Here is a 21,752-nt window from a genome sequence, read left to right on the forward strand (position 1 = left end):
TGCGCATAGAAATCAAGATGCCCAAAGCAGGATTTCGCCGCTTGCAACATGACCTTCCAAAAGAGCTGGTAGGTTTGCAAATACCATTTGAGGCGGCAATACTGCGCCGCATGATTGGCTGAAACTGGCGCTGTTTTGTCCACAGTAACGGGTTGCAACGGAAGCGCTTTACACGCGTAATTGAAAACGACACGACTGTCGCGTAGGGGTGCTACAATTGCAAACCGCTTTCCAAGGCCCTTTCACGCGGAGCACTCCCACAAAACCTCGCGCTTCCACATGCCAAAAAGGCAGGATATAGGAACCGTATGACACATACCGTTTATAAAAATGACTTGCCAGATGACCTCGATCTTGGGCCTGTTGTGGCGATTGATTGCGAGACAATGGGCCTAAACCCGCATCGTGATCGGCTTTGCGTTGTGCAACTTTCGGGAGGGGATGGTAACGCGCATCTCTTGCAAATTGCACAAGGTCAGACCAGCGCGCCAAACCTCTGTTCGCTTTTGGAGGATCCCGACGTGCTCAAGCTGTTTCACTTCGGGCGTTTTGACATCGCCGCGATGCTGAACTCCTTTGGCGCAACTGCAGCTCCGGTGTATTGTACAAAAATAGCCAGCCGTCTTGTGCGCACTTACACCGACCGACATGGGTTGGCAAAACTGTTACAGGAACTGTTAAACATCGATATCTCGAAGCAACAGCAATCCAGCGATTGGGGCGCTGTAACGCTCACCGACGCGCAAGTGGAATATGCTGCATCCGATGTTCTATACCTGCATCGCCTGCGCGACGCTTTGAATGCTATGCTGGAACGCGAAGGTCGGATGCACATGGCGCAGGCTTGTTTTGACTTTCTCCCCATGCGCGCGCAGCTCGACCTGTCGGGTTGGCCAGATACGGACATCTTTGCACATTCATGAACACGCCCTTTCTTGATACCGCCAAAAGGGTAATCCGCTCGGAGGCTGATGCTCTCGATACGCTGGCGGATGAATTGGACGGGCGATTTCGCGAAGCTGTCGAGTTGTTGCTCAATAGCAAAGGCCGTGTGATTGTAACGGGTATTGGAAAATCCGGACACATCGCACGCAAAATTGCGGCGACGATGGCGAGCACTGGCACGCCTGCCCAATTTGTGCATCCGGCAGAGGCCAGCCACGGCGATCTTGGCATGATCACGAGCGCCGACGTAGTGCTGGCAATTTCCAATTCTGGCGAAGCACCCGAGCTTGCCAATCTGGTGGTCTACTCGCGACGTTTCGATATACCACTTCTGGGAATTACAAGTGTTGCAAGTTCAAGTCTCGGACGTGAATGCGACGTTGTCTTGCTTTTGCCTAAATTAGGTGAAGCTTGCGGCACCGGTGTTGTGCCGTCCATCTCGACCACCATGACGCTCGCTCTCGGGGATGCGTTGGCGATCGCCTTGATGGAACATCGTGCCTTTACTCCGGAGAACTTTCGCGACTTTCATCCCGGCGGCAAACTCGGTGCACAACTTAGTCGTGTGTCCGACCTGATGCACAGTGGCGCGGACATTCCGCTCGTCCGGTTAGAGACACCGATGTCGGATGCGCTCATCGAGATCAGTCAGAAGAGCTTCGGTGTCGTTGGTGTTACTGACGTTGCAGGAGACCTTGTCGGGATCATCACCGATGGCGATCTCAGACGGCATATGGACGGGCTTTTATCATTTCTCGCAAAAGATGTGATGACGGCGTCTCCTATTACCATCGAACCCGGCGCATTGGCGGAAAAGGCTGTTGCAGTGATGCAAGCGCGCAAAATCACCAGCCTTTTCGTTCTCGACGCCGAAGGGTCGCACAAACCACTTGGCCTGATCCGCATTCACGATTGTCTCCGCGTTGGTTTGGGGTAATCCGCCATGCAAGGTGATCGGTATTCGCGCATGGTGGCATGGTTAAAAGTTGCTCTGCCACTTGCAGCATTGGGCATCCTTTCGACGCTATTCTTGCTCTCGCGTGTGGTGGATCCAACCCAAACGATCCCTTTTGCAGATACCGAAATACAGGACAGGCTTCGCAACCAACGTGTCTCCGGCCCATACTACTCAGGAACCACGGCAGACGGTGATCAAATCGCTTTCGTTGCGCAAACTGTTGTGACACCAAACGGTTTTACCGGCGCCAGCAACGCCGATGATGTTTTCGTCAAAATCGATCTTGCTGATGGTGGCGTTGTTAACGTTACTTCTCAGACTGCGTCCATAGACATTGCCCAGGATTTCAGCGACTTGACGGGTAATGTCGTGATCACCACCTCGACAGGGTTCGTCATAACCAGCGAAGCAATTACCGCAAGGATAGCGAATTTGGACATCAGATCTCCAGACACGATTTTTGCTGACACGCCTGCTGGCGAGTTGGTGGCAGGTTCCATGCGACTGTCTACTCCCGAACCAAATGCCCCCGCTCAATTGATTTTCACAAATGGGGTAAAGCTGATATACATCCCCGAAAAGGCGAAAGACTGATCTGTGAAGCTGTTAAATATTTTGATTTTCCCCCTCTTTCTCGCGGTCGCTGCAACAACGTCAGAAGCGCAGGGAACGCAGGTTGCCTTTGGTGCATTGCAACAGGACACAACGCTACCCGTCGAAGTGACGGCGGAAAACCTGGCCGTGGATCAGGCAACCGGAACGGCAGTTTTCACCGGCAATGTCGTCGCCGCTCAGGGCGAGATGCGCCTGTCTTCTAAACGTCTGCTGGTGGTTTACCGAGAGAACACCCAAGGCATCGAGCGCCTGGAGGCAACGGGTGACGTCGTTTTGGTTTCGGGGCCAGATGCAGCCGAATCGGAAAGTGCAGACTACAATATCGACGACGGTACTATTGTGATGCGCGGCAACGTTCTGCTTACACAAGGACCTTCTGCGCTGACTGCTGATCAAATGACCGTGCAACTGGACAGCGGCACGGCGCAGATGACTGGTTCTGTGAAGACAATTCTCCAAACTGGCAACGAGTGATGGCGCGCCCAACTTTAACCGTGGAGAAAGGATCTGCAGGGCTTTACGTCGAGCATCTGCGCAAATCATACCGCAAAAAAACCGTCATCCGAGACTTTTCGATGTATCTCGAACGAGGCGAAGTTGTGGCTCTTCTTGGACCAAACGGTTCGGGCAAAACCACCACATTCTACGCGGTAGCCGGATTGGTCACGCCGGAAGGGGGCAGTGTTGTGATCGATGGTCAGGATGTAACCAATCTGCCAATGTACCGGCGGGCGCGTTTGGGAATTGGGTATTTGCCGCAGGAAATGAGTATTTTTAGAGGCCTTTCTGTACAAGATAACATAAGCGCCATCCTCGATATTACTGAAGCGGACCATCACAAGCGTCGCGAACGGCTCGAAGAACTACTTAGCGAATTTTCCATAGAACATCTGCGCCGGGCACCTGCGCTAGCACTGTCAGGTGGGGAACGGCGACGTGTGGAAATTGCCCGATGCCTGGCAGCAAAACCAAAATACCTACTGCTGGACGAACCCTTCGCCGGGGTCGATCCGATCTCGGTCGGCGACATCCGTCATCTTGTTGCAGATCTCAAAAAGCGCGGCATTGGTGTGCTAATCACGGATCATAACGTTCGAGAAACTTTGGAGATTGTAGATCGGGCTTATATCTTGCACGAAGGCCGGGTGTTGATGTCAGGAACACCGGATGAAGTTGTACAAAACGAAAACGTACGCCGAGTTTATCTTGGCGAAAACTTCAAGATTTCTTAACCTTGGTTACTTTTCGTTAACCATTTTTTCCAACAAAAGAGTGCTCTTTTGTTTGACTCTGGGTTCTGAAATCGGGCTCAATGCTCGTATGGCATGTACCAGTTCCTGTCTAAAAATGTTGCGGCCTTATTCGCAGGGCCGTTCGATCACAACAAAAATGGAACGCCATTTCCCGTGATATTCTACTTGACCCTCCCGGCGTTTATGCGCCTTGGAAAGAGTTCAGAATTCACTTTAATAAAGGAGAGACTATGCGGTATCAGATCAGCGGCAAACAGATTGACATCGGCGAAGCACTGCAAATCCATGTGAAAGAAGAACTGGGTGAAGCGGTCAAGAAATACGCCGAACGCCCTACTGAAGCCGTGGTAGTGTTTTCAAGATCGGCACATGAATTCGTTTGCGAAGCGACTGTACATCTGTCAACCGGCCTCACTGCACAAGCCAAGGCACATCAGACCGAAATCTACGCTGCCTTTGATGCTTGCAACGCAAAGATGGAAAAGCAACTCAGACGCTACAAACGCAGGTTGAAGGATCATCACAAAGATCGGGTCGAACCGGTTGAAATCTACGGCGCGTCCTCATATATCCTCGCATCAGAAAACGACTCAGAGTTACAGGAGCCAGAGACTCTGCAGCCGATCATCGTCGCTGAAATGGAAACCAAGATTCCGTTACTGTCAGTCGGAGAGGCGGTTATGCAGATGGAACTCGCCGGCGCGCCGGTTCTGGTATTTAGAAACGAAGGCAAAGAGGGCTTGAATGTCGTTTATCGTCGTGACGACGGAAACATTGGCTGGATTGATCCTGAGTAGAACTCCTGCGGGGCGAAAATGCCTCCATTGAAATGCGAGCAGAATGGACTTTAACAGACTTCTCAAGCCGGAGGCAGTGAAGGTTTTGACTTCCGCCACGAGTAAAAAGCGGCTGATGCAGGATTTGGGCGATTTAGCAGAACATGCCTATGGGCTGAAAACAAGCCGCGTGCTGGAAGCTTTGCTGGCACGTGAAACTTTGGGACCAACAGGGGTGGGCCACGGTGTTGCCCTCCCACATGCACGTCTAGAAGGGCTGGATGAAGTTGTTGGGGCTTTCGTTCTTTTGGACAAACCCATCGATTTCGAATCCGTGGATCGACAGCCCGTTGACATTGCATTCGCTCTTTTCGCGCCAGAAGATGCGGGCGTCGAGCATCTGAAAGCCTTGGCAATGGTGTCGCGCACACTCAGAGACGCCAGCATTTGCACGAAATTGCGGGCCAACCCAAACCCGGCAACACTGCATACCATTCTGACATCTGCTGAATCCGAACAGGCTGCCTAGTAGCGCAACCTTTCCAAAATTCAGTAGTCTAATTCAAATTTGATCTAGTAAAACCGCGCAAGTGTGATGAACTTGCTTTTCGCATATTGTTGGTTTTGCGCACGACATAGGGTTTTCGAGATTTTTGGCGTTTCTGTTCGTGCCAGCCCGTTTCGATCGGAAAATCGCCTGCCAGATATGGGTGCATGCCCTGATTCTTGAGATTTTGGAGAAATTTGGAGAACCCGGTCAAATCCGTCATCCGAGGCAATCCAGGTAGCCGATGCGGTGCCGTCGCACCCATTTCTGCCAGTATGGGCTGGAGCAACTCCATAGGCGTCTCATTGAATTCCGCCAATGTCCAAACTCGCACCCGCGCCTTGACCCAGGTGGAGCGCAAAACCTCCAATTGTTTGCTTTCGGTCTTTTGAAGCTGCGCCGCCATTTTACGCACCGTCGCGAAGTCTTCGTTTGATCGAAACAACGCCACTGCCCATGCGCCAGTGATAATGGAGATGTGTGCATTGGCGTCATTGGCCACAATCCAGTTGATTTGCTGTTTGTCGCTTGGTCCAAATTGAAAACACTGCCGCTCTCCACGTGTATTCCAAATCAAATTCGTCAAGTAGGCCTGCGGATTGTAGTCTCGCAATTTAGCACTGTCGCTCAACGCACCATCAATAACCGTTTGATCTGCGGCAAAAAAAGCCTTTTCAGGAGCAAATAGATGTCCGTGAATCCGTGCACCGGTCGCGCGCGCCAACCAAGGTTCAAAATTGTCAAACAGCTCGCTGAATCCTTGCAGAATCGAGTAAGGTGCGGCTGTTGTGCCGCTGGCATGATCGTTGCGCGGAAACCGGCTTTGCATGTAGAGCCCGGGTCGGCCACGGCTTCGACGGTCTACAGCCTTCGAAAAAATACGGTCTATTTTGGTAGGGTCAGGTTCTGCAGTCTGCTCGGTAGCTGACGCTTCCGTCAAGAAAGCATCATATAGTCCATTTGCATGTGGCCATATTTTTCGCGCAACAAAACAACGTGAACGACGCAACAACTGAAGGTGATCGTCATAAAAAAGATGGGGTTTCCCATAATGATCAAATTTTGACAAGGTTAGTGACCGGCTCTCAAGGTCGGTCGCATGCCGGCGCGCAAGGGTTTGGAAATAGCTTTCATCCGGAATCCAAACCCGGCGAAAGAAACTGTCGTGCTGCTGGCGCGCGGAATCTTGTAAAATGGCGGACAGTGTTTGCCGTGTCAGACACCACCACTGCGAGCCCATATGCGGCACAAGCCCGTCGGGCACCTTGCGTCGTAAGCGTAAAAAACGCTGCAAAGCCACATACCTGTCGAACAGAAAACGCTGCCGTTTCCACGAAAATGGAAAGTGAAGAGTGAACCTCTCGGCGTCAAGACCACCCACGGTCCAGGGGACATCGGCGGTTGTGGCACTTTCAATGAAATCGGTTTGGGGGCGATCCGACAAGTAAGTGATCAATTCCCGAACCGGACGCAAAGGCAGGCAGGAACCGGATGCCAGATACACATGCTGTACCTGCGGAAATTCAGCCAACATAAGCTCTGACGCGGACTGCGTTGCCGCAACAATCCCAAAAGACCCCCAGTCACAGAGGTATCTCTTGGAAAAGGTGACATTTGGTAGATCAGAGAGCTTTTTGGCAAATGCATCGTAAGCTCTATGCGTCACCTGTTTGTCGACATGGATCACGACCGGGCACTTCGCTGTTGCCCAATGCCGAGCCACCTGCTCTGCCCGCTCCAATGCAGCATGCACCAGCATGACAATACCGAGGCTCACGCCCAATTTCCCTTAGACATAAGACCCAGAATTTCAAGCTGCCGCCAGTTGATGTACTTTTCGGACCACTTGCACCAAAGTTCCGGATGGTCAGGCAAGTTTCTGGCATAGGCCTTATACTCGCCCGACGCTGCGAAATGCTGTCGACGATGGATCTCTTCCGCGGCCTTGTCGGCAAAGGTATCGATGAACTTGGCATGCAATAGAACGCCAGACGCTTTTTCTCCGCCCAAGCTGTCATAAACGCGGTTCAATCCTCGAGGCAGTAGCATGTGGGTCGACGAGACATAGGCGTAGCGTTTGTCCCATTTTACCAGTGGGATTTTATTCAACGCTGGCGCCAGTTCTGGCTCGTTGGCAAAAAACATCCGCGCGCGAGGGCCGCCTTGAATCCACAAGTTTCCGTAGCGACTATTGCGCGAAATCGTATAATTCCCGCTGTCAAACCAACAGGCTGTGTCGATCGGGTTTTCCCCGGACTGGTAGGGTTCGTCTTCAATACGGCCTTTCGGATACATATCCAAAAGCATCGCGGAGAACGCCCGGATCGAACAAGTATCAAGCCAGTCTGTCAAAGCACGCAGAGGTCGGGTATCGCAAAACGGATAGACAAGGAACTCATCGGGGTCAGCAACGACGCACCAGTGCCCGTCAGCGTATTTTCCTTGCAGGTAATTCAACCAATCCACGCCGTAACGCGAAGATTTGTAGCTGCCTTGCGTGTGCCAAACCGAAACATCACTTTGGGACTTCAGGTAATCAGCCGTTCCGTCAGTACTGTCATTGTCGACGATGCAAAAGTGACTCACGCCCATGTCACGGTAGTATTTCAGGAAGTAAGGCAAACGAATCTGTTCGTTTCTCTGGGTAGAGAACAATAGAATATCATTATCTCGGATCTGTGACGTTCGATCGACCACGGCGCGCAATTCCAGACTTTTCCATCGGGAACGCGCACGCAAGCGCTTACGCGCCAAACGCATCCGGTATGAACCCAGAACACCCAAGCTTCTGCCCTTCTTGTTAGCCTCTCTTGCCGCGAAACCCGGGATGGCCCCTAGAAAACCGCGGTGGACTATACGCGAGAGAGTTATTTGCTACTTCTTTAGAATGTGTTGCTCTGGTGGCAATCAGTGCTTTTTTTGGGAAATTTCATCTAATTTGCCGACAATTCACTTACCAGTTACCGCGAAACATCAGTTTAAGATCAACGAGCTGTTGCCAGCCTTGGTAAGGTGTAGAGCCAGTTGTCCACAAATCCGGTGCTTTGGCCAACGCCTCATAATACGCGTCATGCAGTGGCACCTTTGTATACCCCTGACCCCTGGCCTTGTCCTCTACCGCACGGGAGACAACCGAAGGGAGCATTTTTGTATGCAGGAAAACACCGTCTGGTCGATCCGATCTCGGGTCGTCCAGGCACTGATTTACCTGCACCGGCAAGACCACATGAGTGGAACTGAAATATGCGTAAGAACGACGCCATTTCACCAAAGGCACCTTGCTCAGAACAGGTGACTGATGGGGCGCTTCGCCAAAAAACATGCGTGACCGCGCACCGCCCAAGATCGATACAGTGTTGTGTTGTCCGCGTCTCTCCGACCAATACCCGGTAGCATCGAACCACTGCAAAACTTCACAAGGGTTTTGCCCCGGTTGGTAAAAGTGGCTGTCAAGCGGACCTTTGGGATACAGATCCAATAGCATGACGCCCATCGCCTCCATCCCTTGGTCTTCCAACCAAGTGGTCAATTCAGGCAACAATCGCGTGTCATGGTCGGGATAAACTAACAGTTCATCTGCATCGGCAGTTATTGTCCAATGCCCGTGGCCATAACGCATCAGCAACCAAGTCACCCAATCCATCCCAAAGCGGGCTGCTTTGTATCCTGCATTCGTGGACCAAAGCGATACGTCCTTTTGCCCAAGCAAAAGTTCCCGCGTGCCATCATCGCTCCCGTTGTCGACAAATAAAAAATGCTGCACGCCCATGGCCCGATAGTGATCTAGAAAAAATGGCAGTCGAACCGCCTCGTTGCGCACTGCCGAAAATAACAAAATATCGTTTGCAGTTATTTCTCTGGTATTGTTTTGGACAGTCTCAAGGCTGTGCCGACTTCGAAAAGCCCGCCACAGAAGCCGCTTACGTCGCACCCTAAGCTTGTATTTGGTCCAGAGGATCGAAGGTAATGACAGTTTTGCTTTCAAGCCGAGACCTATGAATTGTGCAAAGCTCCAGTTGCCTAACTGTCATAATGCCCGTTTTGATGCCAGCGCCAAGCATCAGTGATCATATGCTTCAGCGTCGACCGTTCAGGACGCCACCCAAGTTCCTGCTCCGCTCGCACCGAACCAGACACCAGTTTTGTACAATCCCCAGGCCGACGTGGCCCTTCTCGATGGGGAACGTCACGATTTGTAACGGTGCGAGAATGATCCATAACCTCGCGCACGGAAAATCCGCTACCCGTCCCCAGATTGAAAATGCGGCTGCCTTTGTCTTCCTGCAGCCATTTCAACCCCAGGACATGCGCGTCCACCAGATCGCAGACATGCACGTAGTCCCGAATACAGGTTCCATCGGGTGTTGCGTAGTCAGTTCCATGGATCGTCAATGCATCGCGTTTTCCGTCGATGGCGTCCAGCAAAACTGGGATCAAATGTGTTTCTGGACGATGAAATTCGCCAACCTCACCATCGGGATCGGCGCCTGCCACATTGAAATAGCGAAATATCACATGACGCAGACCGAAGGCGGCTTCAAAGTCTTTGAGAATGTCTTCAATCGCCCGTTTGGATGCCCCGTATGCGTTTATCGGATGCTGTGCGCTATCTTCGTTCAGCACGACATTATCCTGGTCGCCATAGGTCGCGCAGGTTGAGGAAAAGACAAATTTTGTACAACGCGCGGCCACCGCCGCCTCGATCAGTGTCAGCGATCCGGCAACGTTGTTGCGCCAGTAGCTTCCAGGATCCTGCATGCTCTCGCCGACCTGACTGAGCGCGGCAAAGTGCATCACGGCAATTGGATTGTGCTTTTGGAAAACCGCATCAAGTCGCGCGCGATCCAACAAATCGCCACATTCAAAAGGGCCGAATTTGACGGCGTCTTCCCACCCTGTCACAAGATTGTCGTAAGTAACGGGTGTATACCCGGTGGCTTTCAACGCTTTGCAGGCGTGCGAGCCGATATAGCCCGCCCCACCTGTGACCAATACAGTGTTCAACGATTGCCCTTCTCGACTTATTCCGCAGCTTTGCCCATGTTGACAATATCATGCAAATAGTCCGACAGGTCGTCGCGCAACTCTTCGCGCTGCAAGCCAAATGCTACTGTTGCCTGAAGGAAGCCGGATTTGGAGCCACAATCGAACCGCTGGCCCCGGAACCGATAGCCGTAGACGCCATTTTCTGAGCCAATCTCCGAAGCGATTGCGTCAGTCAGTTGAATTTCTCCGCCTGCGCCTGCTTCCATACTGCTCAAGCTAGAAAGAACACTAGGCGACAAGATATAACGACCGATCACAGCAAGATTGGATGGTGCTTCTTCAGCTTTTGGTTTTTCAACCATACCCCTTACTTTAACCATTGAGCCCATGTCGTCGGACACATCCAACACGCCGTACGAAGACGCTTTGTCAGGTGCAACTTCCATTGCCGCGACCATATTGCCGCCTGTTTCCGCATAGGCTTCAACCATCTGCTGAAGGCACGGTTTTTCAGCGGCGATCACATCGTCTGGCAGAATAACTGCAAAAGGCTCGTCCGCGATCAGACGGCGGGCGCACCACACAGCATGCCCCAGACCCAAGGCTTTGTGCTGACGTATGTACGCAATAGCGCCGCTGTCCATATTTGTACTTTGGAGCGTTTCAAGCAGCTCGCTTTTGCCTTTTCGGCGTAGTTCCTGCTCCAGCTGTGGTGCATGGTCGAAGTAATCCTCCAACGCGCCTTTGCCGCGTGATGTGACAAAAATAAATTCCTTGATGCCCGCCGCTCGGGCTTCGTCGATCGCATATTGGATCAAGGGACGGTCAACCAACGTCATGATTTCTTTTGGAACAGACTTGGTAGCTGGAAGAAATCTCGTACCCATTCCCGCAACAGGAAATATTGCTTTCGTCACTTCACGTTTCATTTTGGATCCTTATTCACTTAGTTAACAACTCGCTTACAACCTGATACAACCTGACGTACCTAAGCATTACGTCAAAAACACGACTACTCTGTCAAATAAAGTAGTTTTTCCGGTCAAATCGATAAAATTGAGTTTTTTAGCAGGGTCTCGCCTAATATTCCCGCATACCGCGAATACGTACAAAAACCTACGGAAGCGAGGTTACTTTGTGAAGAATTGATGGGTCAAGAGTGGCCGACGTATCATTGGCCAAATCAATCCAACCCCATGTCGGCCATCATACCTTCTATTTTTGGTACATCTTCGGGATTGTTCAACTCCCAGAACTGCCGGCCCTTCGAAGCAACCTCGACACATAAAACAGACCGGCCGTTTTCCATAAACCGTAATTGTTCGAGCCCCTCCTGCTGCTCCAAGGGCCCAACTGGCCAAGAAGGGTAGGCGGATAAAGCATCTGGCCGATAGGCATAAACACCAACGTGGTGGAATACGGGTGTTTCTTCAGCGTCACCATAGGCACGGGTTGTAAAGGGAATGACTTCTTTGGAGAAATACATGGCCTTCCGGTTTTGTGCAAAAACAGCAGTAGTTCCGCCGACACGGCCCTCTTTGCGGTCCTTGAGAAAGCCATTCAATGTCACGCCATCGCAGCGCAGAACAGGAGTCGCAATTTCCGTGTCTGGCGCATCGCGCAACCCGGAAATCAAGTCTTCAATAAACCAATGAGGCGTAAGCGGGGCATCCCCTTGCAGGTTGACGACAATATCATAACCGCCGCCGAGAGCCGCGAACGCCTCGGCACAACGCTCCGTGCCGTTAGTGCAATCTGGAGAGGTCATCACAACCTCCGCGCCAAAAGCCTCAGAAGCGGCTTTGATCCGGTCGTCGTCTGTTGCGACCACAACACGGTCCACCCCACCAACCTCTTTGGCAGCACGCCAACTACGTTCAATCAAACTGAGGGATTTGCCGGATGCGCCACGCAACTTCACAAGCGGCTTTCCGGGATATCTGCTCGATGCATAGCGCGCTGGAATTGCGATGAGAACCGACATTAGGCTTCTTTGAGCGAAACAGTCGGCGCGTAGGCGATAAAGAACGGATTGGCATAATCTGCCTTACCATATTGCAATGGCGTTAGGTCATCAAACCGTACCACGGCCCCCCCGGCGCCAGCCAGCACAGCATGTCCCGCAGCCGTGTCCCACTCCATAGTGCGCCCAACGCGCGGATAAAGATCCGCTTCTCCCGTGGCCACAAGGCAGAATTTGAGAGACGACCCTGCGCTTTTCGAATCCTTGACACTGTACTTGGAAATGTAGTCATCCGTCGCCTGATCCCGGTGAGATTTTGAGGCGACCACCATAAGTGCGTCGTTATCCGCGTCGGAGACGGAAATGGGTTTCAACGCGCCCACACGATCGGGAGAAAGGTCACCCGTTTCCTCAACCGACTGACCAGAGGCATCCGTGTAAAACATCCGACCCTTCGCAGGGGCGAAAACGACACCACGCGTCGGCACCCCATCTTCGACCAGTGCGATATTGACGGTGAAATCACCGCGTCGATGGATGAATTCCTTGGTACCATCAAGCGGATCCACGATGAGAAAGGTCTTTCCTTGCGTGGTGTGGGTGGCGGATTGTTCTTCAGTCACCAGCATGACATCGGGAAACGCCGCGCGAAGACCTGCGGAAATCAGGGCATCTGCAGCTTCGTCCGCTGCTGTCACCGGGCTTTCGTCGGATTTTAGCTTCACGTCGAAATCATCTGCTTCATAGATTTCCATGATGCGTGCACCGGCTTCCAATGAAAGCTTGCGCATCACCTCTACCAACTTCGTGTAATCCATCCAAAATTTCCCAATTTTTCCGTTGATGACGATCAAATCGAGGCCCCTTATGCGCCCGCTCTAACGGAACAGCAAGATTTGCGTGCGAAAGTGGCTAACAACAAAAGGCGCAATGGGTATGTTTCAGGCAATAAAGAGAAACGAAAATAACTTTGTATCGGCTCTCACGATATTGGAGCTGATCTATCACTCGGTTGTGCGATCGGTTCGCAAGGGACACAGCAACGCTTTTGTGGCCATTGGAATCAATCTGTTACAAACAGTGATCTTCGTAACTGCGTTCTACGTCATGTTCTCGCTTCTTGGCTTGAAGGGATCGGCCATTCGGGGTGATTTTCTACTGTACATCATGACAGGGGTCTTCCTGTTCATGACACACACTAAAACGATGAGCGCGGTCCTTGGGTCCGAAGGGCCTGCCAGTCCGATGATGCAGCATGCCCCCATGAATACAATTATTGCGATTGTATCTGCTGCTGCGGGCACGCTCTACATCCAGGTTTTGTCTTTGATGTTCATGTTGTTTGGCTACCATGTCATCTTTACGCCAGTTGTTATCGAAGAACCCGCGGCCGCCTTTGGTATGCTGCTTTTGGCCTGGTTTACAGGTGCCGCATTGGGGCTGCTCCTTCTGTCACTCAAGCCCTGGTACCCGCAACTGGTTACTATCTTCAGCACGGTCTACCAGCGGGCAAATATGGTCGCATCCGGGAAAATGTTTGTCGCCAATAGCCTGCCTGGCTTCATGCTTGCGATGTTTGACTGGAACCCTCTTTTTCATGCCATCGACCAGGTGCGCGGATTCGTGTTCATCAACTACAATCCCCGGTATACGGACTGGCACTATTCCTTTTGGGTGGGCGTTGTTCTGATCATGGTCGGATTGATGGGCGAATTCTACACCCGACGTCACGCCTCGCTAAGCTGGAGTGCGCGAAGGTAGCACTTTGGCGAAACTCAGCGCGGGCACTGGAACACTACCATTCAGGCGCCAGAAGTACGGCGATACTCCGTGTCCAACGATGTAGTCGTACTACGCAAAATTGAGTTAAGTCTCGTTTTTTGAACAGTGTTAGTGCTCTTCGTAAAACGGGTCTTCCTGCGTAATCGGCCGCGCACTTTGCATGCCAGACTGCTGCAGGTCAAAAGTGACATTCAAGTTTCCCAACTTTAGCTCAGTATTCGGCGTGATCAAAAGCGTTTCAACAGCGCATCCGTTGGCAAATATGATTTCATGCTTATCCATCAGCAGATTGAAGTAGTCCGCTTGTTTTCGACCCTTCATACGGCGAATGCCTTTCCTCTGTGTCAACTTCACAGCCGCGACCAAATGGCTTTTGTTTGTTGTGGGACTGGCTAAGACAAAACGATGCTGCGGGGATGCCACGATGTCGAAAACGGGTTTTCCCTGACCCAATGCGCCTTTACCAACCAGAATCGGCTTTCGCCTATCATTTTCGCCGCGAAAGTGCATCGTCTCCGCAATCACTTGCACAATAGGTTGCGGCCCATGATCCAGCGTTGTGACCAATTCGCCTGGCTTAAGGGTTTCGATCAAGCGCGGGCCAGTCGGTGTGTCAATGTAAGTTCCTTTGCCCAAACAAACCGGACCTGACCCCGTTTCAAAATTAGTAGAACTCAGGTCGTTCGGATCGGTGTTGACAAGTCGAGTGGTATAACCGTTGTCGTAGGTAATAACGGTATCAGATCCATCGACTGTGACCCGATCCATGACATCCTGAAATGTGGAGATTTCTGCCATATCGAACCTGATGATATCTGGTTCAAACGCATCAAAGTCGGTTATCGTGTCGTGACCGTCGCCGTCCCGAATGACGAATGTATCCGTGGTCGACCCGTTGCCCGCAGACATCGTATCGTCGCCTCGTCCTCCAACGATGATATCATCCCCGGAACCCCCGGTAATAACATCGTTGCCATCACCGCCGAAAACGATGTCATTACCGGCACCACCGTCAACGTTGTCATCCCCATCACCACCGGAAACGATGTCACTGCCACCATTACCATCGAGCGTGTCTTGGCCGCCTTTACCTTCTATATTGTCGGAACCAGTCGTGCCATTTATCGTGTTGTCGCTGCCGTCACCATCGATATCAGCCATCTGATCTCCAATCTTATTTAGCGGACTGGTTACATCAGAATGCCTGAAAAACGATTAAAACCACACTCAAGAACGACGTCTTGAATTTCCTGTAAACGGCACGGTTTGTCAATCAACATCCCGGGAATGCCCAGCGAGAAACCGGCCAGGTTGTCACCGAAAAACCGTGGCTGCAGCGAGCGAAACAAACTTCAATGGCTACCAAAATTTGTTGTTCCAGCTTATCCAGAAAATCAACCGACGCCCGTCACAACGCGTAAGGTCACGTTGATCCGCCCACCTTTGGGCAACAACGTACTAGAACCAAAACGGATACGGTCTACCCCATGATAGGACAATCGGGCCGCCCCTGCCATCACGACAACGTCGCCTGATTGCAACCAGATGGATTGCGTTTTGCCGCGACGTTCACGGTTACCCATTCGGAACAAACCATCATCCCCCAGCGAAATCGAGACGACAGGCCAGTCGAAACTGGTTTCATCTTTGTCCTGATGCAGTCCCATTCGAGCGCCTTCGCCATAGTAGTTGATCAAACAGCATTCTGGCGGCAGGGAAAGCCCGGTCACGTCATGCCAAATATCCAACACCAGCTCTGGGATGCTAGGCCAGGACATTCCGGACCGGTGCATTTCAGAATAACGGTAGCCTTGCCGATCGGTGATCCAACCAAATCGCCCTGCGGCGGTCATGCGCACGGACATGGTTTTCCCCTGCGGCGTAACTGGCGAAATGAACGGTGCCGCCTGCGCCACATCGCGCAATGCATCCCGAAGGCCGATTTGCCGATCTATTGCAAGATATGACTTGTATATCTCAAAGCCAGAAACCGTAAGTCGAGCCATGTTTCCTCTCTGAAAGTCACAATTGCGCAGAATTTGCCGTAAGAATCCCATGCGAGGCACCCTGAAGAGCTTGCAGCGCAGGTGACCCCTCCTTATATACCCCTCGAACAGCACGAAGCGACCCGTTTCGTGTGAATTGAGATCGGGGCGATGGCGCCATAAAGGGCCAGCAGCTCCGCGTCATCGCCTTGAGAAAAAGAGGGATCAAAATTATGGCAAAAGTCATCGGCATCGACCTAGGAACAACCAACAGCTGCATTTCAATCATGGACGGCAGCCAACCCCGCGTTATTGAAAACTCGGAAGGCGCAAGGACAACCCCGTCCATTGTTGCCTTTACGGATGATGAGCGTCTCGTGGGCCAACCTGCTAAGCGGCAAGCCGTCACCAACCCGGAAAATACCATTTTTGGCGTAAAGCGTCTGATTGGCCGCCGGTTTGACGACGCTGATCTTGCCAAGGACAAAAAGAACATGCCGTTCAACGTCATCGATGGCGGTAATGGCGACGCATGGGTTGAGGCAAGGGATGAGAAGTACTCTCCTTCGCAAATTTCCGCATTTATTTTGGGGAAAATGAAAGAGACCGCCGAGAGCTATCTGGGCGAAGACGTAACACAGGCGGTGATTACCGTACCCGCCTATTTTAATGACGCTCAACGTCAGGCGACAAAAGATGCCGGTAAAATTGCCGGTTTGGAAGTTCTGCGGATCATCAACGAGCCAACGGCAGCTGCACTGGCATACGGGCTGGACAAGGAAAACACACAGACCATCGCTGTCTATGACTTGGGTGGTGGAACGTTCGATGTGACCATTCTGGAAATCGACGATGGCCTTTTTGAAGTGAAGTCCACCAATGGGGATACCTTCCTGGGCGGTGAAGACTTTGACATGCGTATCGTCAATTACCTGGCTGATCAGTTCAAAAAAGAGCATTCAGTGGACCTGACACAGGACAAAATGGCTTTGCAGCGCCTGAAGGAAGCTGCTGAAAAGGCCAAGATCGAACTCTCGAGTGCCAGCCAGACAGAAATCAACCAGCCGTTCATCTCCATGGGTGCAAATGGTCAGCCATTGCACATGGTGATGAAACTGACCCGCTCCAAACTGGAGAGCCTTGTAAATGATCTGATCAAAGCATCGATGAAACCCTGTGCGGCAGCGCTGAAAGATGCGGGGCTTTCGCCATCAGACATCGATGAGGTTGTCCTCGTCGGCGGTATGACACGGATGCCAAAGGTTGCTGAAGAAGTCACCAAATTCTTTGGAAAAGAGCCACATAAAGGGGTCAACCCGGATGAGGTTGTTGCCATGGGTGCAGCCATCCAGGCGGGTGTTCTGCAAGGCGACGTCAAAGACGTGGTTCTGCTGGACGTTACACCATTGTCCCTTGGTATCGAGACGCTTGGTGGCGTTTTCACGCGCCTGATCGACCGCAACACCACAATCCCGACCAAGAAGTCGCAAATCTTCTCGACTGCAGAAGATAACCAGAATGCAGTGACCATCCGCGTGTTCCAAGGTGAGCGTGAAATGGCCTCGGACAACAAGATCCTTGGTGCATTCAACCTTGAAGACATCCCACCTGCACCGCGCGGTATGCCTCAGATCGAGGTGACTTTTGACATTGACGCCAACGGCATCGTCTCCGTGGGCGCGCTCGACAAGGGCACGATGAAAGAGCAAAAGATCACGATACAGGCCTCTGCCGGCTTGTCTGATGACAACATCGAAAAAATGGTCAAGGACGCCGAAGAGAATGCAGAAGCGGATAAAGAACGCCGTGAGCTGATCGAGGCGAAAAACCAGGCAGAATCGCTGATCCATTCGACAGAAAAGTCGGTCGAAGAGCATTCTGACAAGGTGGATCCGACCACAGTGGAAGCCATCGAACTGGCCATTGCTGCGCTCAAGGACGAACTGGAAACAGAGAATGCGGACAAAATCAAATCCGGTATTCAGAACGTGACCGAGGCGGCCATGAAACTGGGCGAAGCTATTTACAGGGCCGCACAAGAAGAAGGCGAAGACGGCCCCCATGCGGCAGACGAGCCCCGTGATGGCGATGATGACATCGTAGATGCTGAGTTCGAAGATCTCGACGACGACAAGCGCGCGTAACTTGCGGTTAACCCGGAACATCTGACATGGCCGACCTCCGGGTCGGCCTCTCACGTTCCAGTTAGGGACTATTTGAATGGCAAAACGTGATTACTACGACGTGCTTGGGGTTGCCAAAGGCGCCACTGCTGATGAGATCAAAAAAGGCTATCGCACCAAGGCGAAAGAACTACACCCGGATCGAAACGCAGACAATCCAAACGCCGAGGCGCAATTCAAAGAGGCCAATGAAGCCTACGAAATCCTGAAAGATGCCGACAAAAAAGCCGCCTATGACCGATATGGCCATGCTGCGTTTGAAGGTGGCATGGGCGGCGGCGGTGGCGCACGTCCAGGTGGTGGTCAAGGCGATTTCGGGTCAGCATTTTCTGATGTTTTTGACGACCTTTTTGGCGATTTCATGGGCGGTCAGCAGCGTGGAGGCGGCGGACGTCGCGCGGCGCGGGGCTCGGATTTGCGCTACAATTTGCGCGTCACTCTCGAAGAGGCCTACTCCGGTCTGCAAAAAACCATCAACGTACCAACGTCCGTCAGCTGCGATGGCTGCAAGGGCTCTGGGGCTGAAGGCGGCGCGGAACCAACTTCCTGCCCCACATGCTCCGGAATGGGAAAAGTGCGCGCTCAACAAGGTTTTTTCACTGTTGAACGGACATGCCCGACCTGTTCCGGCTTGGGTCAGATCATAAAAAACCCATGCAAATCCTGTCAGGGTGCTGGCAGAGTTGAAAGAGACCGTGCCCTGAGTGTCAACATTCCTGCAGGCGTTGAAACCGGTACACGGATCAGGCTGTCCGGAGAGGGTGAAGCCGGCATGCGCGGTGGTCCGTCGGGCGATCTGTACATTTTCATCGATGTTGCCGAGCATGAATTGTTCCAACGAGACGCGGGAAGCCTGTTTTGTCGCGTGCCGGTTTCGATGGCCAAGGCCGCTTTGGGTGGGTCCATCGAAGTGCCCACAATCGATGGTGGCCGAGGCCGCGTTCAGATACCTGCGGGAAGTCAATCCGGCCGACAAATGCGCTTGCGCGGCAAGGGAATGCCTGCCCTGCGTGGAGCTGGAGAGGGCGACATGTTTATTGAGCTGGCTGTTGAAACTCCGGTAAACTTGACCGCACGCCAAAAAGAATTGCTCGCCGAATTCGAGGACTTGTCCGAGAACAACAATCCCGAAACATCGAGCTTTTTCTCAAACGTGAAAAGTTTCTGGGACTCGATGAAAGGGTGACACGCTGGCGCGTTGCTTTTGAGGACGATATCGCACTTCCTCAACAAGAGTATTTTGAATAGGCTGGGTTTCATTCCCAGCCTTTTTTGTTAATCAATCAGAAACCATGATCCGACACCTTGTGGTCATGACACACAGCACCAATTCATGTACCGAATCTTCATTGCCGCTCTTGTTGGATGAAGCGCGCCCTGTCCCCATCACAGGCAGCAAAACGCCTTCCTATATTGTCGATCACCGGAAACGCTTGCGAACCCGCTTCATGGAAGGGGGAGCCGACGCATTGCCAGACTACGAAATGCTTGAACTGGTTCTGTTTCGCGCCATCCCGCGGCAAGATGTCAAACCACTCGCCCATGTGTTGATGGATCGCTTTGGGGACTTTAACCGCGTAGTGACCGCGCCAGCGGAACGTTTGCGTGACATCTCCGGGGTCGGAGAAGCTGTCATCACTGAGCTAAAAATAGTTGAAGCTTCTGCGCACCGTATGGTCCGTTCCCGCGTGATCAAGCAAGATGTTTTGAGCAATTGGGATGCGCTCTTGGACTATTGCCATACAACCATGGCGCATAGGGAAACCGAACAGTTCCGCGTGATTTTTCTGGATCGCAAAAATGTGGTGATTGTGGATGAAGAGCAGGCCAGGGGCACCGTGGATCATGTTCCGGTTTATCCTCGCGAAGTGGCTAAGCGAGCTCTGGAGCTCAATGCCAGTGCATTGATTTTAGTTCACAATCATCCATCGGGCGATCCGGCACCCTCCGAAGCCGACATCGAAATGACCCGCCAGATCAACAATGCATGCCACGCTTTGGGTCTCACTTTACATGATCATTTGATCATTGGAAAATCATGCGAATTGAGTTTTCGCGACGAAGGCCTTCTCTAGGGTCAACGCACCCAAACCTCGACGCGACGGTTTGCCTGGCGGCCCCAAGCGCTACCGTCACACGCCATAGGCATCGCTTCTCCAAAAGCATCTATATCAAGGGCAAGCTGGTCGAGATCAGCAGTTTCTGCAGCTTCCACGATCGCGCGCCGCACGGCGTCGGCACGCTGCAATGCGATTCCCTTGTTGATCTCTGCAGGCCCATCACCGTCGCTAAAGCCGACAAACAAGAGACGCCGAGCATCGTAGCGGCCCTGCTCAAGGGCACGGGCCACCTGCTGTACGTTGGAACGAGATTGTGCATCCAATCGGACAGAACCAGCCTCAAAGCGAAAGGACGTTGTAAGACGGGTCATCGGCGCCAGCGTTGCCGTCATGCGTTGCAATTCGTTCAAACTGACTTCAGGACCTGCCGCTGCGATGGCGTTCGCCAGTCGGTTTCCTTGTTCATCAACGGGAATTTCTTCAGGTGCTTGATCAACGAAACCAGCGCGTCGGATGACAATTTGTGCCGTAGGTCCCCGCGTAAACGCCAGAAATTCACGCGCAATTTTGGGCAATCTGCGCGCGGGCAAGTAAACAAACATGGGAGCTGTGAGCGGGTAATCCTCAGTTTTAATGGACCGACGGGTGGCTCGCAGGGCGCGACCGCACGGCCCAGTCAGGGTCAGCGCCTCCGCATTTCCAATCTCCGCAAAACTAGCAACACCCAAGGCGAATGCATCAGAGGTCACCGCCATTGCCAGTTCAACACCACGGTCATGTCGCACAATGTTGGGAGACAATTGCAATCCCATTGGCGCAATCACCTCATCTTCGATGGCCTGACCCAACCCGGTGCCCAATGCGGGTCCATGAAGTGTAATCGGCGCGTCGGGCCCGCCTAGATCAGACCAATTCGTAATTTTCCCCGCATAGGCCTGCGCCAAATCCACCGGGGAAATATCACGAACGGGGTTATTTGGAGCAACGATTGGCACAACCGCGTCAAGCGCCAAAACACGGCTGCGATTTTCGCCAGTCAGATCACCCATGCCAGCCTCTTCCGCGCGCAGCTGTTCATCAGGTCGGATCTCTCGCAGTGCCATTACCATATCGGCTTCATTGGCCAACAAATCAGCGAACCCTTCATTCGTGTTTGTCACCCGAAACCGAAAAACAGCGGCGCGTTTCTTTGTCTGTGCATCAGTCAGGGTATAGGAAAAATGGGTTTTGTCCTCGACTTGGCGGGTCGGGATATAGTCGTTGCGCAATGCAAATCCTTCGATCAGCGCTGGCATAAGAACTGCGCCCATTGTCGCCGACCCTGATATGCTGAGTTCAGCTACATAGTCATCGAGGTTCGGGCACCCAGGGCCATCGCAAAGAACGCCCGACCCATCCACTGTCAACTCTCCGTAAAGTGTTTCAATCCGGTAGAATTCACCATCAAACCCAAGCAAGGTTCCGTTCAATTCCACGCGGCCGTCTCGCGATGTGAGTGTCACATCCTGAGCCATGGCAGCTTGAACAGTCAGAAATAGAAAAAGTGCGACATACAGGCCTGCACGTTTCACGAGCATTTTTGCGTCCCATCGCAGAGTTGTTTTTTTGCGATTTTCAAGTCTGAGAACACCTTTTTCGATACAGAACAACAATACTGACGATACGCTCCGGCTCTACCACATGAAAAGACAAGGTTTGA

The 21,752-nt window shown here is 52.4% G+C and carries 21 protein-coding genes; 11 read left to right on the plus strand and 10 right to left on the minus strand.

Annotated elements, in window-relative coordinates:
• The first annotated feature begins 308 nt into the window (after positions 1 to 308).
• The 7 genes from AB8B75_RS03100 (at position 309) to AB8B75_RS03130 (ending at position 5,076) form a co-directional block, all read left to right on the plus strand.
• A complete protein-coding gene (locus tag AB8B75_RS03100) occupies positions 309 to 923 on the plus strand; it encodes a ribonuclease D (RefSeq protein WP_405359747.1) in 615 nt (204 codons plus the stop codon).
• A complete protein-coding gene (locus AB8B75_RS03105; protein WP_405359748.1) occupies positions 920 to 1,882 on the plus strand; it encodes an SIS domain-containing protein in 963 nt (320 codons plus the stop codon). Before AB8B75_RS03100 ends, AB8B75_RS03105 begins: the two co-directional genes overlap by 4 nt.
• 6 nt (positions 1,883 to 1,888) lie before the next feature.
• Complete coding sequence (locus tag AB8B75_RS03110; protein WP_405359750.1) at positions 1,889 to 2,497, plus strand: hypothetical protein; 609 nt, start codon at positions 1,889 to 1,891, stop codon at positions 2,495 to 2,497.
• Between the two features lie 3 nt (positions 2,498 to 2,500).
• Positions 2,501 to 2,992, plus strand: coding sequence for an LptA/OstA family protein (locus AB8B75_RS03115; protein ID WP_405359752.1), 492 nt, complete (start codon positions 2,501 to 2,503; stop codon positions 2,990 to 2,992).
• Positions 2,992 to 3,750, plus strand: a complete 759-nt coding sequence (lptB, locus tag AB8B75_RS03120; protein WP_405359754.1) for an LPS export ABC transporter ATP-binding protein — start codon at positions 2,992 to 2,994, stop codon at positions 3,748 to 3,750. Before AB8B75_RS03115 ends, lptB begins: the two co-directional genes overlap by 1 nt.
• A gap of 251 nt (positions 3,751 to 4,001) precedes the next feature.
• On the plus strand, positions 4,002 to 4,568 hold the full coding sequence (hpf, locus tag AB8B75_RS03125; protein WP_405359756.1) for a ribosome hibernation-promoting factor, HPF/YfiA family: 567 nt from the start codon (positions 4,002 to 4,004) through the stop codon (positions 4,566 to 4,568).
• A gap of 43 nt (positions 4,569 to 4,611) precedes the next feature.
• Positions 4,612 to 5,076, plus strand: coding sequence for a PTS sugar transporter subunit IIA (locus AB8B75_RS03130; RefSeq protein WP_405359758.1), 465 nt, complete (start codon positions 4,612 to 4,614; stop codon positions 5,074 to 5,076).
• A gap of 28 nt (positions 5,077 to 5,104) precedes the next feature.
• Here the strand turns inward: AB8B75_RS03130 and AB8B75_RS03135 are convergent, their stop codons facing one another.
• The 7 genes from AB8B75_RS03135 to cysQ form a co-directional block, all read right to left on the minus strand.
• Entirely contained in the window at positions 5,105 to 6,871 is a 1,767-nt protein-coding gene (locus AB8B75_RS03135) for a beta-1,6-N-acetylglucosaminyltransferase (protein ID WP_405359760.1), read from the minus strand.
• Positions 6,868 to 7,854, minus strand: coding sequence for a glycosyltransferase family 2 protein (locus AB8B75_RS03140; RefSeq protein WP_405360176.1), 987 nt, complete (start codon positions 7,852 to 7,854; stop codon positions 6,868 to 6,870). Before AB8B75_RS03140 ends, AB8B75_RS03135 begins: the two co-directional genes overlap by 4 nt.
• A 193-nt stretch (positions 7,855 to 8,047) precedes the next feature.
• On the minus strand, positions 8,048 to 9,025 hold the full coding sequence (locus tag AB8B75_RS03145; RefSeq protein WP_405360178.1) for a glycosyltransferase family 2 protein: 978 nt from the start codon (positions 9,023 to 9,025) through the stop codon (positions 8,048 to 8,050).
• Positions 9,026 to 9,114: 89 nt separating this feature from the next.
• The gene (gene galE, locus AB8B75_RS03150) at positions 9,115 to 10,098 is read right to left on the minus strand and encodes a UDP-glucose 4-epimerase GalE (RefSeq protein WP_405359761.1); all 984 of its coding nucleotides are present in this window, start codon (positions 10,096 to 10,098) and stop codon (positions 9,115 to 9,117) included.
• Between the two features lie 17 nt (positions 10,099 to 10,115).
• Positions 10,116 to 11,009: a UTP--glucose-1-phosphate uridylyltransferase GalU gene (gene galU / locus AB8B75_RS03155; protein ID WP_405359762.1), complete on the minus strand. Its 894-nt coding sequence runs from the start codon at positions 11,007 to 11,009 to the stop codon at positions 10,116 to 10,118.
• 254 nt (positions 11,010 to 11,263) lie between these two features.
• Entirely contained in the window at positions 11,264 to 12,064 is an 801-nt protein-coding gene (locus tag AB8B75_RS03160; protein WP_405359764.1) for a manno-octulosonate cytidylyltransferase, read from the minus strand.
• Positions 12,064 to 12,861 carry a 3'(2'),5'-bisphosphate nucleotidase CysQ gene (cysQ, locus tag AB8B75_RS03165; RefSeq protein ID WP_405359765.1) on the minus strand — a complete coding sequence of 266 codons (798 nt, stop codon included), beginning with the start codon at positions 12,859 to 12,861 and terminating at the stop codon, positions 12,064 to 12,066. The genes AB8B75_RS03160 and cysQ overlap by 1 nt, the downstream gene beginning before the upstream one ends.
• 118 nt (positions 12,862 to 12,979) lie before the next feature.
• On the opposite strand from cysQ, the gene AB8B75_RS03170 reads away from it, so the two are divergent.
• Complete coding sequence (locus AB8B75_RS03170) at positions 12,980 to 13,804, plus strand: ABC transporter permease (protein WP_405359766.1); 825 nt, start codon at positions 12,980 to 12,982, stop codon at positions 13,802 to 13,804.
• 129 nt (positions 13,805 to 13,933) lie between these two features.
• On the opposite strand, the gene AB8B75_RS03175 is transcribed toward AB8B75_RS03170, so the two are convergent.
• Positions 13,934 to 14,986: a Hint domain-containing protein gene (locus AB8B75_RS03175; protein ID WP_405359767.1), complete on the minus strand. Its 1,053-nt coding sequence runs from the start codon at positions 14,984 to 14,986 to the stop codon at positions 13,934 to 13,936.
• A gap of 233 nt (positions 14,987 to 15,219) precedes the next feature.
• Positions 15,220 to 15,831: an alpha-ketoglutarate-dependent dioxygenase AlkB family protein gene (locus AB8B75_RS03180; protein WP_405359769.1), complete on the minus strand. Its 612-nt coding sequence runs from the start codon at positions 15,829 to 15,831 to the stop codon at positions 15,220 to 15,222.
• Between the two features lie 212 nt (positions 15,832 to 16,043).
• Here AB8B75_RS03180 and dnaK point away from each other — a divergent pair, with 212 nt between their 5' ends.
• The 3 genes from dnaK (at position 16,044) to radC (ending at position 20,068) form a co-directional block, all read left to right on the plus strand.
• Positions 16,044 to 17,954: a molecular chaperone DnaK gene (gene dnaK / locus AB8B75_RS03185; protein ID WP_405359771.1), complete on the plus strand. Its 1,911-nt coding sequence runs from the start codon at positions 16,044 to 16,046 to the stop codon at positions 17,952 to 17,954.
• A gap of 76 nt (positions 17,955 to 18,030) precedes the next feature.
• Complete coding sequence (gene dnaJ, locus AB8B75_RS03190) at positions 18,031 to 19,179, plus strand: molecular chaperone DnaJ (RefSeq protein ID WP_405359773.1); 1,149 nt, start codon at positions 18,031 to 18,033, stop codon at positions 19,177 to 19,179.
• A gap of 127 nt (positions 19,180 to 19,306) precedes the next feature.
• A complete protein-coding gene (radC, locus tag AB8B75_RS03195; RefSeq protein WP_405360179.1) occupies positions 19,307 to 20,068 on the plus strand; it encodes a DNA repair protein RadC in 762 nt (253 codons plus the stop codon).
• Positions 20,069 to 20,070: 2 nt separating this feature from the next.
• Here the strand turns inward: radC and AB8B75_RS03200 are convergent, their stop codons facing one another.
• The gene (locus AB8B75_RS03200) at positions 20,071 to 21,630 is read right to left on the minus strand and encodes a phosphate ABC transporter substrate-binding/OmpA family protein (RefSeq protein WP_405359774.1); all 1,560 of its coding nucleotides are present in this window, start codon (positions 21,628 to 21,630) and stop codon (positions 20,071 to 20,073) included.
• Between the last annotated feature and the right edge of the window lie 122 nt (positions 21,631 to 21,752).

It is taken from the genome of Roseobacter sp. (assembly GCF_045106495.1).
Taxonomy (GTDB): Bacteria; Pseudomonadota; Alphaproteobacteria; order Rhodobacterales; family Rhodobacteraceae; genus Roseobacter.

Excerpts from the sequence above, each read along its gene's own strand:
- AB8B75_RS03130 (WP_405359758.1), top strand. The coding sequence starts at position 4,612 with ATGGACTTTAACAGACTTCTCAAGCCGGAGGCAGTGAAGGTTTTGACT.
- AB8B75_RS03105 (WP_405359748.1), top strand. The coding sequence starts at position 920 with ATGAACACGCCCTTTCTTGATACCGCCAAAAGGGTAATCCGCTCGGAG.
- AB8B75_RS03170 (WP_405359766.1), top strand. The coding sequence starts at position 12,980 with ATGTTTCAGGCAATAAAGAGAAACGAAAATAACTTTGTATCGGCTCTC.
- AB8B75_RS03100 (WP_405359747.1), top strand. The coding sequence starts at position 309 with ATGACACATACCGTTTATAAAAATGACTTGCCAGATGACCTCGATCTT.
- cysQ (WP_405359765.1), bottom strand. The coding sequence starts at position 12,861 with ATGGATTACACGAAGTTGGTAGAGGTGATGCGCAAGCTTTCATTGGAA.
- dnaK (WP_405359771.1), top strand. The coding sequence starts at position 16,044 with ATGGCAAAAGTCATCGGCATCGACCTAGGAACAACCAACAGCTGCATT.
- hpf (WP_405359756.1), top strand. The coding sequence starts at position 4,002 with ATGCGGTATCAGATCAGCGGCAAACAGATTGACATCGGCGAAGCACTG.
- AB8B75_RS03175 (WP_405359767.1), bottom strand. The coding sequence starts at position 14,986 with ATGGCTGATATCGATGGTGACGGCAGCGACAACACGATAAATGGCACG.
- AB8B75_RS03160 (WP_405359764.1), bottom strand. The coding sequence starts at position 12,064 with ATGTCGGTTCTCATCGCAATTCCAGCGCGCTATGCATCGAGCAGATAT.
- AB8B75_RS03110 (WP_405359750.1), top strand. The coding sequence starts at position 1,889 with ATGCAAGGTGATCGGTATTCGCGCATGGTGGCATGGTTAAAAGTTGCT.
- AB8B75_RS03200 (WP_405359774.1), bottom strand. The coding sequence starts at position 21,630 with ATGCTCGTGAAACGTGCAGGCCTGTATGTCGCACTTTTTCTATTTCTG.
- radC (WP_405360179.1), top strand. The coding sequence starts at position 19,307 with ATGACACACAGCACCAATTCATGTACCGAATCTTCATTGCCGCTCTTG.
- AB8B75_RS03140 (WP_405360176.1), bottom strand. The coding sequence starts at position 7,854 with ATGCGTTTGGCGCGTAAGCGCTTGCGTGCGCGTTCCCGATGGAAAAGT.
- dnaJ (WP_405359773.1), top strand. The coding sequence starts at position 18,031 with ATGGCAAAACGTGATTACTACGACGTGCTTGGGGTTGCCAAAGGCGCC.
- galU (WP_405359762.1), bottom strand. The coding sequence starts at position 11,009 with ATGAAACGTGAAGTGACGAAAGCAATATTTCCTGTTGCGGGAATGGGT.
- AB8B75_RS03180 (WP_405359769.1), bottom strand. The coding sequence starts at position 15,831 with ATGGCTCGACTTACGGTTTCTGGCTTTGAGATATACAAGTCATATCTT.
- lptB (WP_405359754.1), top strand. The coding sequence starts at position 2,992 with ATGGCGCGCCCAACTTTAACCGTGGAGAAAGGATCTGCAGGGCTTTAC.